This window comes from Stenotrophomonas sp. STEN018, from assembly GCF_056760235.1.
In genome coordinates this window covers 1-10,894 of record NZ_JBRREK010000085.1, presented here as the reverse complement: position 1 = coordinate 10,894, position 10,894 = coordinate 1, and the positions used below count along the sequence as shown (strand labels likewise).

At 64.7% G+C, this 10,894-nt stretch carries 8 protein-coding genes; 3 read left to right on the top strand and 5 right to left on the bottom strand.

Going from position 1 to position 10,894, the window contains the following annotated elements:
* Nucleotides 1–145: 145 nt before the first annotated feature.
* Both ACVOMB_RS19735 and ACVOMB_RS19730 read right to left on the bottom strand, forming a co-directional pair.
* Complete coding sequence (locus ACVOMB_RS19735; RefSeq protein ID WP_481532744.1) at nt 146–1,564, bottom strand: S41 family peptidase; 1,419 nt, start codon at nt 1,562–1,564, stop codon at nt 146–148.
* 116 nt (nt 1,565–1,680) lie between these two features.
* On the bottom strand, nt 1,681–2,907 hold the full coding sequence (locus tag ACVOMB_RS19730) for a murein hydrolase activator EnvC family protein (RefSeq protein WP_481532746.1): 1,227 nt from the start codon (nt 2,905–2,907) through the stop codon (nt 1,681–1,683).
* 166 nt (nt 2,908–3,073) lie between these two features.
* On the opposite strand from ACVOMB_RS19730, the gene ACVOMB_RS19725 reads away from it, so the two are divergent.
* Nucleotides 3,074–3,727, top strand: coding sequence for a hypothetical protein (locus ACVOMB_RS19725; protein ID WP_481532743.1), 654 nt, complete (start codon nt 3,074–3,076; stop codon nt 3,725–3,727).
* 61 nt (nt 3,728–3,788) lie between these two features.
* A complete protein-coding gene (locus ACVOMB_RS19720; protein ID WP_481532742.1) occupies nt 3,789–5,498 on the top strand; it encodes a M28 family metallopeptidase in 1,710 nt (569 codons plus the stop codon).
* Nucleotides 5,499–5,564: 66 nt separating this feature from the next.
* Here ACVOMB_RS19720 and rarD read toward each other — a convergent pair whose 3' ends face one another.
* Together rarD and yedA are read right to left on the bottom strand one after the other, a co-directional pair.
* Nucleotides 5,565–6,476, bottom strand: coding sequence for an EamA family transporter RarD (rarD, locus tag ACVOMB_RS19715; RefSeq protein WP_481532741.1), 912 nt, complete (start codon nt 6,474–6,476; stop codon nt 5,565–5,567).
* Nucleotides 6,473–7,375, bottom strand: coding sequence for a drug/metabolite exporter YedA (yedA, locus tag ACVOMB_RS19710; protein WP_481532740.1), 903 nt, complete (start codon nt 7,373–7,375; stop codon nt 6,473–6,475). The genes rarD and yedA overlap by 4 nt, the downstream gene beginning before the upstream one ends.
* Before the next feature lie 199 nt (nt 7,376–7,574).
* Between yedA and ACVOMB_RS19705 the strand changes: the two genes are divergently transcribed.
* The gene (locus ACVOMB_RS19705) at nt 7,575–8,909 is read left to right on the top strand and encodes an MFS transporter (protein ID WP_481532739.1); all 1,335 of its coding nucleotides are present in this window, start codon (nt 7,575–7,577) and stop codon (nt 8,907–8,909) included.
* Between the two features lie 144 nt (nt 8,910–9,053).
* Here ACVOMB_RS19705 and ACVOMB_RS19700 read toward each other — a convergent pair whose 3' ends face one another.
* Nucleotides 9,054–10,706 carry a M28 family metallopeptidase gene (locus ACVOMB_RS19700; protein WP_481532745.1) on the bottom strand — a complete coding sequence of 551 codons (1,653 nt, stop codon included), beginning with the start codon at nt 10,704–10,706 and terminating at the stop codon, nt 9,054–9,056.
* Nucleotides 10,707–10,894: the final 188 nt, after the last annotated feature.

Genomic DNA, 10,894 nt, shown 5'->3' with positions numbered 1-10,894 from the left:
CGCCCCCCCCCCCCCCCCCCAGCGGCCCCCCCCTCCCGCCCCGGGGGTTCCATAAAATTAATTTTATAGGGGGGCCGGGCCCCCCCCCGCTCCTACAAGGGCACCAATATGCCGCGGCGGAGCCCTTGCCGAGCATGGCTCGGCACTACAGGGGCTTTTCTTCGGCGGCGGGTTTTTCTGTGGCTTCCGGCTTTGCAGCTTCGGCCGGTGCCGCCGGCTTGGCTTCGGTGCTGGCCGGCTTGGGCTTGGCTTTTGCCGCTGCCGCCTGCGCCGCCGCTACCGAGCCGGGGTGCTTGAGTTCCTGCAAGGCCGACTGGATCGGGGCGTCGCCCGGCAACACCACGCCGGCCTTGCTGCCCACCGCTTCGTCATCGCCACGCAGATGGCCGGGCAGTTTGGCTTCGCTGTAGTCGCTCAGGCTGGCCGGCAGGTCGTTGACCGCATCAGCCGGATCCGGCGTCAGTTCCACATCCGGCAGGATGCCGGTGGCCTGGATCGAGCGACCGCTGGGCGTGTAGTAGCGGGCGGTGGTCAGTTTGACCGAGTCACCGTTGTCCAGCGGCAGCACGGTCTGCACCGAGCCCTTGCCGAAGGTGCGGCTGCCGACCACGCGGGCGCGGCCGTTGTCACGCAAAGCGCCAGCCAGCACTTCCGAGGCACTGGCCGAGCCAGCGTCAGCCAACACCACCATCGGTGCGCCCTTGAGCAGGTCGCCCGGGGTAGCGTCGAACCTGGCATCGCTGATCGAAATGCGGCCACGGGTACTGACGATACCGCCCTTTTCCAGCAGATCGTCAGCCACCTGCACAGCAGCAGTGAGCAGGCCGCCAGGATTGCTGCGCAGGTCCAGCACCAGGCCCTTCAACTTGCCGCCGGCCTGCGCCTGCAGCTGGTTCAACTGCTTCTGGAAATCGGCGCCGGTGTCAGCCTGGAAAGTGCTGATGCGGATATAGCCGTAACCCGGTTCCAGCATCTTGCTGCGCACGCTGGTAACGCGGATGGTCTCGCGCATCACGGTGACATCGAAGGGCTTCTGCTCGCCGCGGGCGATGGTCAGCACCACGCTGCTGCCGGCCTTGCCGCGCAGCGGTTCGCTGGCATCGATGGCGTTGATCGGAGTGCCATCGATGGCCACGATCAGGTCGCCGGCCTTCAAACCGGCCCGCGCTGCCGGGGTATCGTCGATCGGCGACACCACCTTCAAGGTATTGTCCTGCTGCAGTACCTCGACACCGATACCTTCGTAGGCGCCGTTGGTCTGCTCGTCGAAGGCTTCGGCGTCCTCTTTATTGAAGTAGGTGCTGTGCGGGTCCAGCTCCAGCAGCAGGCCGCGCACGGCCGACTGCATCAGCTTCTTGTCATCCACCGGATCCACATAGGCCGCACGTACGGCGTTGTAGACGCCGACGAAGCGGCGGATTTCATCCAGGGGCACGCGTGAGGTGACCGATTCCTTGGCATCGGGATCGTCCGCCTTGGACACCTTGTCCGGGGCGCTCTGGGCCAATGCAACAGCCGGTGACAGGGCCAACAGCAGGGCAGCAGCAAGACGGGCTACACGCATGAACCACTCCATGAGATTACGGATGCGCAATAACCGCGCTGGACCCGATTATGCGCGAAGCCCAGCTAAATTCTTGTTGAATCGACGCCGCCCGCTGCGCCAGCGCTCAGCGGGCGTTACTGCCGCTGCAACCAGGTCGAGGGATCTACCGGCTGGCCGTTGCGGCGCAGTTCAAAGTAGAGGGCGGTCACGCCCTGGCCACCGGAGTTACCAACCTTGGCCACCGCATCGCCACGCTTGATGCTGGCACCAGCATCCTTGAGCAGGGTGTCGTTGTGCGCGTACAGGCTCATATAGCCGTTGCCGTGATCGACGATCAGGATCATGCCGTAACCGGTCATCCAGTCGGAGAACACCACGGTGCCGTCGGCCACGGCGGTAACAGTGCTGCCGGCCGGCGCACCGATCAGCACGCCGGCGCTGTTACGGCCATCCGGCAGGCGACCGCCGTAGCGGGCAAGCAGATTGCCCGACAGCGGCCAACCCAAGCCACCAACCCGCGGCGCTGGCGCATTGGCGACCACCCGCGGCGGCACCTTGCCCGGCGTCGCCCGGGCCGGGCTGCGAGTGGAGCCGCTGTTGGCAGCGGCCGCCTGCCGCGCCTGCTCGGCGGCACGACGAGCGGCTGCGCGGCGCTCGGCTTCGGCGCGGGCGGCGGCGGCACGCAGGCTGGCCAGCACCTGCTCCAGCGCGCGCGCGTCCTTGCCCAAGGCCTTCTCGCGCTCGCTGCGATCCTGATAGCGGGTATCGAGCTCGGTCAGTACGGTGGCGCGCTGGCGACGGTCCTGGGCCAGCGCGGTAGCCTGCTGGCGCTGTTGTTCACGGGCCTGTTCCAGCTCCTTGCTGCGCGCCACGATCTGCTGCTCGGTGCTGGTCAGCGCCTGCAGATCGGCGGTCAGGCCGGTGATTGCCTTGGCCCGCTCACGCTGCAGATAGCGGTGATAGGCCAGTTCGCGATTGGCATCGGCCACGCTGTCCTGCGACAGCAGCAGCTTCAAGGGCGCGTGGTTGCCTAGCTGGTAGGCACCTCGCAACAGGGTTGCCAGTTGCTGGCGCTGCTGGGCCAGCCCGCTTTCCAGCGTGGCCCGGCGTTGCTGCAGGGCAGTCAATGACTGTTGCTCGCGCTGCACTGCGGCTTCGGCCTCGGCCACCGCACGGCCGCTGCGGGCAACCTTCTGGTCGGCCTCGCGCAGGCGCTGACTGGCTTCACCGCGCTGCCCTTCCAGCTGGCGTCGTTCCTGGGCAACGCCTTTGATCTCGCCGCGCAGCTGCTGCAGCTTTTTTTCGGTGTCGCGCGAGCTGTTCTGCGCCGATAATGGACCGGCCAGCAACACCCCAAGCATCAGCAGGCAGGCACCACGCCATGGCGGCAGGGCCGCACGTCGTTGTGAACGAGGCTGGTGACTGGGCTGGCGCAAAGAGGTTCCAGTGACTTCAGGCAGATGCGGATTGTACCCAAGCGTGATGCCATGCCGCCCAGTCCATCGGCATTTCCACAGTGGAGATCTCATGAAACGTCTATTTCTACTTCTGCTGCTGAGCGCGAGTGCCCCACTGGCGCTTGCCGCCAACGATATCAGCAAGGTCAATGGCAGCATCCAGACCCAGGCCGGCACCACCTACGGCGATCTGGAAACCGTCAATGGCAGCATCCAGCTGGCCGCAGGTGTGCAGGCCAAAAGCGTCGAGACCGTGAACGGCAGCGTACGCATCGAAGACAATGTGCAGGCGCACAGCATCGAAACCGTCAACGGTGGGATCCACGGCGGCCGCAACCTGGTGCTCACCCACGGCTTGGATACGGTGAACGGCGGTATCTACGTCGACCGCGGCAGCCGCATCGGCGGCAATATTGAAACCGTCAATGGCAGCATCGGCCTGGTCGCCGCGGAACTGGGTGGCGATATCGAAACCGTCAACGGCGATATCACCGTTGGCATCGATTCAGTTGTCAAAGGCGGCATCAAGGTCAATCGCCCCTCATTCGGCATCTCGCTGACCGCGCCACGCAAGCCGCGGATCGTCATCGGCCCGAACGCGGTGGTCGAAGGCCCGCTGGTGTTCGAGCGCGAGGTCGTGCTGCTGGTGCACGACTCGGCGCGCATCGGTCCTGTGACCGGTGCCACGCCGCAACGTTTCGACAGTGAAACCGCGCCGCGCTGAACGCGCATTGCAGGCCAATCCTGCCTAGAATCCGGGTTCGACCTTGCAACCCGGAGTTTTCATGCAACGCAAACTGTTGTTGTGCCTGGCCGCGACCGCGGCACTGGCCGCCTGCAAGCAGGAGGCACCGGTACCGGCGGCCTCCGCGCCCGCCCCTGCTCCGGCCCCGGCCCACACCTTTGCCGGTGGCATCAACGCAGCCGACTTCGGCGAGCTGGTGAAGACCCTGGCCTCGGATGAATTCGAAGGCCGCGCCCCCGGCAGCAATGGCGAAGAACTGACGGTCAACTACATCCGCGACCAGATGCAGCGCATCGGCCTGCAGCCTGGCAACGGCGACAGCTGGTTCCAGGAAGTGCCGATGACCGAAACCACGGCCAACCCGGCTACCGTGCTGAAGATCCAGCAGGGCCAGGCCAGCCGTGACCTGGTGTTCGGCACCGACATGGTGATCGGCACCCGCAGCGGCCAGCCGGAAATCAAGATCGACAACAGCGAGCTGGTGTTCGTCGGCTATGGCGTCGACGCACCCGAGCAGAACTGGAACGACTACACCGGCCAGGATTGGAAGGGCAAGACGGTGGTGATGTTCGTCAACGATCCCGGCTTCCATACCAACGACGCCAAGTTGTTCGATGGCAAGCGCATGACCTATTACGGGCGCTGGACCTACAAGTTCGAAGAAGCCGCACGCAAGGGCGCCGCCGCTGCGCTGATCGTGCACGACAGCGCCGGTGCCTCCTATGGCTGGGATGTGGTGAAGAACTCCTGGGGCGGTGCGCAGTACGACCTGCCCGCCGCCGAAGACAGCCAGCCGCGCCTGCAGGCACAGGGCTGGCTGAGCGCCGAGGCTGCACGCAAGCTGTTTGCCGATGCCGGGCTGGACCTGGACAAGGCCTACAAGGACGCCAGCAAGCGTGGCTTCAAGCCGGCGCCGTTGAACGCGCAGCTGTCGCTGGACCTGAAGAGCACCATCGCACAGAAGAAGTCACGCAACGTGGTCGGCGTGCTGCCGGGCAGCAAACGTGCCGACGAAGCCGTGCTGTACATGGCGCACTGGGACCACCTGGGCAAGCACGAGGGTGAAACCGGCGACAACATCTACAACGGCGCGGTCGACAACGCCACCGGCGTGGCCGGCATTCTGGAAGTGGCCGATGCGATGGCCCACCAGCAGACCCCGCCGGAGCGCTCGGTGGTGTTCCTGGCGGTGACGCTGGAAGAATCCGGCCTGCTCGGTTCGCAGTACTACGTGAACCACCCGACCTTCCCGCTGGACAAGATTGCCGGCGTGATCAACATCGATGCGATGTCGGTCAATGGTCGTGCGCGTGATCTCACCGTTACGGGTTTTGGCAGCTCCGAGCTGGAAGACCTGCTCAAGCCGCTGGCCGCCAAGCAGGGCCGTACCCTGCATGCGGAAAACTCGGTGCAGAGCGGCTTCTACTTCCGCTCCGATCACTTCAACTTCGCCAAGGCCGGCGTGCCTGCGTTGTATGCCGATGGCGGCGAAGACCTGATCGACGGCGGCAGCGAAGCCGGCAAGCGTGCGGCCGAGGCCTATGGCAAGGACCGTTACCACAGCCCGCGCGACGAGTACGACCCGGCCACCTGGAAGCTCGATGGCATCGTCGAGGACCTGGAGCTGTTGTACGGCGTTGGCCAGCAGTTGGCTGGTGGTGATGCCTGGCCGAACTGGTACGAGGGCAACCCGTTCAAGGCCAACCGCGACGCGATGATGAAGAACAAGGACAGCAACGCAGCCAAGTAAACCGCTGCTGATCGCGAGAGAACGGCGCCTTTGGGCGCCGTTCTTGTTTGTATGTGGCTACGCTGCTTACGCCGTCGGCGAAGCCGCACGCGTCATACGCGCCTTGCGCACACCGGCCACCGCGAACACCACCAGACCGGCCCAGATCAGGCAGAAGCCAACCAGCTGATTGGCGCTGAAGGCCTCGCGGAACACCAGCACACCGACCAGGAACTGCAGGGTCGGCGCGATGTACTGCAGCAGACCAACCACGGTCAGCGGCACCCGTCGCACACCAAAGGCGAAGGCAATCAGCGGGATCGCACTGACCGCACCGGCCAGTACCAGCAGCGCGTCGATGCCCACGCCCCAGCCGGAGATGAAACCGCCGCCATGGCCGTTCTCGGCCCAGAGCACATAGGCCAGCGCCGGTGCCACCATGAACAGACTTTCCACGCCCAGACCGCTCACCGCGTCCACCACCACCAGCTTGCGCAGCAGGCCGTACAGGCCAAAGGTGATGGACAGGCCAATCGCGATCCACGGCGGGCGCCCGCTCTGCCAGGTCAACCAGGCCACGCCCAGCGCCGCCAGTGCCACCGCCAGCCACTGCAGCTTGCCCAGCCGCTCACCCAGCACCATCACACCCAACAGCACGCTCAACAGCGGATTGATGAAGTAGCCCAGGCTGGTTTCCACCACATGACCGGCATTCACCGCCCAGATGTACAGGCTCCAGTTCAGCGCGATCAGCAAGCTGGACAGACCCAGCAGCCAGAACCGCCGTGGCGTGGCCCATACCTCCGTCAACCAGCCCCAGCCGCGCACGATGCTCAGCCCACCGACCAACAGCACCGCACTCCAGACAATGCGGTGGGCAATGATCAGGAACGACGGCACCTCCTTGAGCAGATGCCAGTACAGCGGGAACAGGCCCCAGATGACGAAGGCCAAGGTGATGGCCCATAGGCCGTTACGGTGTTCGCTGTTGCTGTTCATGCGCGACGCAGCCTTGCAAGAGTGATGACCACGACGCCGGCCAGAATCACCGCCATCGCGCCGAGATCGGAAACACTGAAACGCTCATGTGCGATCCACACGCCAAGGGCGACGGCGATCACCGGATTGACGTAGGCATAGCTGCTGGCCAGCACCGGGCGCACGTTGTGCAGCAGCCACACATAGGCGGTGAAGGCGATGATCGAGCCGAATACGGTCAGGTAGCTCACCGACAACAGGCCCTGCAGGCTGGGCCAGGCGCTGATGCGCTCGCCGCGCAGCAGGCCGGCACAGACCAGGATCACGCCGCCGCACAGCATCTGCCCGGCAGCGGTCATGAATGGAGATGGCAGGTCGCGGCCGCGCGACCAGATCGAACCGAATGCCCAACCCAGCGGCGCGATCAGCAGCAGGATCAAGCCGGTAGGCGTTGCGGTCAGGCTGCTGCCAGCGTTGAGCCAGACCACGCCGACGAAGCCCACCGCAATACCCAGCCATTCGCCGCGGGTGACTTTCTCGCCACGGATGGCCGAGAACAGCGCCATCCACAACGGTACCGAGGCCACCGCCACTGCCGCCAGACCGGAAGACACGTCGCGTTCGGCCAGCACCACCATGCCGTTGCCGAGGAACAGCAGGCACAAGCCCATCACTGCCAAGGTCTTCCATTGCGCCCGGGTCGGCGCGGCCACACCACGCCAGCGCAGCAAGGCATAGAGCACGCTGCCGGCAATGACGAAGCGCGTGCCGGAGATCACCGTCAGCGGCGGCAGGCCGCTTTCCAGCGCCAGATGGATGCCGAGATAGGTCGACCCCCACACCACGTAGACCAGGAACAGGGCCAGAACGACAAGGCCACCCCTGGGAGGAGCAGCCGGCGTGGAATCGGGGGAGGACATGAGGCGGTGCCACCATTCGGGGGAAGGTGAATTCTAGGCCACCCCGGCACAGAGATCAGTCCGAAAAACGGCATGCTGTATTCGTTTGGCAGCCCACCTACATCATCCATACATGGTCTGCGCTAGCTTTAAGGCAACTGCCACGCCAACACCGCGTGCATCGCCCGGCCATCGGCCAACCAGCGAGGACAGCATCTGCATGAACACCCCCACCGCCAACATATCGGCAGCTTCCGAACGCGCCGCCCTGCGTCGCTCCATCTCCAACACCTTGAAGGGCTCGGCCGGCAACCTGGTCGAGTGGTACGACGTCTATGTCTACTCGGTGTTCGCGGTGTACTTCGAGTCGCAGTTCTTCTCGGCGGCCGACAAGAACTCCACCATCTACGTGTGGGCGATCTTCGCCGCTACCTTCCTGATGCGGCCGATCGGTGCCTGGTACTTCGGTCGGTTCGCCGACCGCTACGGCCGCCGCCGCGCCCTGACGGTGTCGGTGACGGTGATGGCGGCCTGCTCGTTCCTGATCGCGATCACCCCGACCGCCGCGCAGATTGGCGGTGCCGCGGCATTGATCCTGCTGCTGGCACGGCTGGCACAAGGCTTCGCCACCGGTGGCGAATACGGCACCAGTGCCACTTACATGTCCGAGGCGGCGATTCCGGGCCGGCGCGGCTTTCTGTCCTCGTTCCACTACGTCACCCTGGTTGGCGGCCACGTGCTGGCGCAGCTGACCCTGCTCGGCATGTTGCTGCTGTGGGACAAACCCGAGATTTCCGCCTGGGGCTGGCGCATCGCCTTCGGCATCGGCGGCATCGCAGCCATCGTGGTGTTCTGGCTGCGCCGGAGCATGGACGAGTCGCTGACTTCGGATTCCATCGAAGCAGCGAAGGATGGCCGCGCCAAGGCGTCCGGTTCGATGTACGAACTGTTCGTGCATCAATGGCGCGCACTGCTGCTGTGCTTCCTGATCACCGCTGGCGGCACGGTCGCCTTCTATACCTATTCGGTGAACGGGCCGAAGATGATCCAGAGCGCCTTCGCCGGTAACGACGTGATGACCGGCACCGTGATCAACCTGGGCGTACTGACCTTTTTGATGCTGCTGCAGCCGCTTGGCGGCTGGCTGTCGGACATCGTCGGGCGCAAGAGCCTGCTGGTGTTCTTCGGCGTCGGCGGCGTGCTCTACAGCTGGTACATGATCACCCAGCTGCCGCAGCAGCATGATCCACTGATGGCCTTCCTGGTGCTGGCAGTCGGCTTCGTCATCCTCACCGGCTACACCTCGATCAACGCCGTGGTGAAGGCTGAGCTGTTCCCCACGCATGTGCGTGCGCTTGGCGTTGGTTTTGGCTATGCGATGGCCAATTCACTGTTTGGCGGCACGGCGCCGTTGCTGTATCAAGGCGCATTGAAGACCGGACGTGTGGATACGTTCGCCATCTACGTCACTGCGGTGATCGCGGTGTCGCTGCTGGTCTATGTGTTCTTTCTGAAGAACAAAGGGCCGAATTGGCTGGATGGGACGCGGCGGTAAGGCTGGGCAAGTCGGAGCCAAAGCTCCTTTGTCTTTAGATGTATGCCGTCATCCCCGCGCAGGCGGGAATGACGGTATGAAAGCGAAGAGCGAAAAACGAAGAGCAAAAAACCGGCGAACTCAGCCCGCCGGTCTGCTCATCACTCAACGCCGAGCGGCATCACTGGCTTCACGCGCAGCCTCGAACTCCGCGCCCTTCTGCCACGTCGGCCACTGCCGGCTATTGGCCAACTCCAAGCCCATGTCGTAAACCAGCAAGGTATCGGCAGCCAAACCGCGCGCATCCCACTGCGGCGTCCACGCATCGCAGGCCTGGTGGTAGCACTTGGCGAAATAGGCATCACGCAGCGCGCGACCGGTGGCAACGCCACCATCCAGCTTGTCCAGACCGGCGCCAACGGTGATCGCCGGCACACCCTTGCGGGCGAACGCGAAATGATCAGCGCGGTAGAAGAAACCAGCTTCCAGGTTCGGATCCGGCGACCAGCGACGGCCGCGTGCCTGTGCTACGCGCTGCACATCGTCTTCCAGCGAAACCCGGCCATTGCCCCAGGTGGCGATATCAGCGGTTTCACCATCCGGGCTGAACATCTCGATGTTCAATACCGCAGCGGTGGTTTCCAGCGGTGCCAGCGGGTGCGCGGCGTAGTAGCTGGCACCGAGCAGGCCCTTCTCTTCGGCCGTCAATGCGATGAAATACAGCGAACGCTGCGGGCGCGGGCCGGCTGCGAATACGCGGCCCAGCTCCAGCACCGAGGCCACGCCGGTAGCGTTGTCGATGGCACCGTGGCGCACGGTCTGGCCGTTTGGATCCGGCTGGCCGATGCCGAAGGCATCCCAGTGCGCGGAGAAGATCACCGATTCCTGCGGATGGCTGCTGCCTTCCAGCTTGGCCACCACGTTGCGGGTGACCACGCGCTCACGCTTCACCCAGAAGCTGGTGGTGAGACGCGCATCGCCGAGTTCGACAGGACGGAAGTCAGCCTTCATCGCCTTGCGTTTTTCGGTCTCAAAATCGAGGCCAGCCGCGCTGAAAATGCGTTCGGCCAGCGCCCGCTGCATCCAGCCACGTACAGGCGTATGCGCGGCCAGCGCCTCGTCCTGGCTGCGCTCGATATCGAACAGCGGCGAGGTGCCGGAAGCCTTCACCGTCGCCCACGGATAGGCGGCCGCTGCGGTCTCGTGCACGATCAACACACCTTCGGCACCGCGGCGTGCGGCTTCTTCGAATTTGTAGGTCCAGCGGCCGTAGTAGGTGACCGCCTTGCCATCGAATGCGCCCGGCGCCTCGGCCTCGAAATCGGCATCATTAATCAGTACCACCGCGATCTTGCCGCTCAGGTCCAGACCCTTGTAATCGTCCCAATGCCGTTCCGGCGCGGAGATGCCGTAGCCGACGAATACCAGCGGCGTGTCCTGCTGGTCGACTACGCCGAACGGGCTCAGGCTCTGCAGGGTGATGTCCTCACCGTTGACCAGCGGCAGCGATTTGCCATTCAAGCTCAGGCTGGCCTGCACCGGACCATCCACGGTGGCACGCACCAACGGCACTTCCTGCACCCAGCTGCCATCCTTGCCACCGGGCTGCAGGCCGGCCTTGCGGAATTCGTCAACCAGATAGTCCACGGTGCGTTGCTCACCGGCCGAGGCCGGGGCGCGCCCTTCGAACTCGTCCGAGGCGAGGATGCGCACATGCCGCGACAACGCTTCCGGATCGATGCCACCGCCGGGCAGGTCATTGGCCGCCGAGGCGATACCGCCGACAAACAGGCAGGAAGACAGCAGCAGGATGCGCATCGGATTCACGGCAACTACCAACGACAGAATGAATGGCAGATTCTAACCGGCATTGCCGTTGTAGGCGCGACAGCGCTGTAGTGCCGAGCCATGCTCGGCAGGGGACTTACCGGGAGGGCCCTTTGTAGTGCCGAGCCATGCTCGGCAGAGGCTTTCCCAGTGGAGCCCCTTGCCGAGCATGGCGCGGC

What these genes read in the sequence shown, in the direction of transcription:
- ACVOMB_RS19735 (WP_481532744.1), bottom strand. Translation starts at nt 1,564, where the DNA reads ATGCGTGTAGCCCGTCTTGCTGCTGCCCTGCTGTTGGCCCTGTCACCG.
- ACVOMB_RS19730 (WP_481532746.1), bottom strand. Translation starts at nt 2,907, where the DNA reads ATGCTTGGGGTGTTGCTGGCCGGTCCATTATCGGCGCAGAACAGCTCG.
- ACVOMB_RS19725 (WP_481532743.1), top strand. Translation starts at nt 3,074, where the DNA reads ATGAAACGTCTATTTCTACTTCTGCTGCTGAGCGCGAGTGCCCCACTG.
- ACVOMB_RS19720 (WP_481532742.1), top strand. Translation starts at nt 3,789, where the DNA reads ATGCAACGCAAACTGTTGTTGTGCCTGGCCGCGACCGCGGCACTGGCC.
- rarD (WP_481532741.1), bottom strand. Translation starts at nt 6,476, where the DNA reads ATGAACAGCAACAGCGAACACCGTAACGGCCTATGGGCCATCACCTTG.
- yedA (WP_481532740.1), bottom strand. Translation starts at nt 7,375, where the DNA reads ATGTCCTCCCCCGATTCCACGCCGGCTGCTCCTCCCAGGGGTGGCCTT.
- ACVOMB_RS19705 (WP_481532739.1), top strand. Translation starts at nt 7,575, where the DNA reads ATGAACACCCCCACCGCCAACATATCGGCAGCTTCCGAACGCGCCGCC.
- ACVOMB_RS19700 (WP_481532745.1), bottom strand. Translation starts at nt 10,706, where the DNA reads ATGCGCATCCTGCTGCTGTCTTCCTGCCTGTTTGTCGGCGGTATCGCC.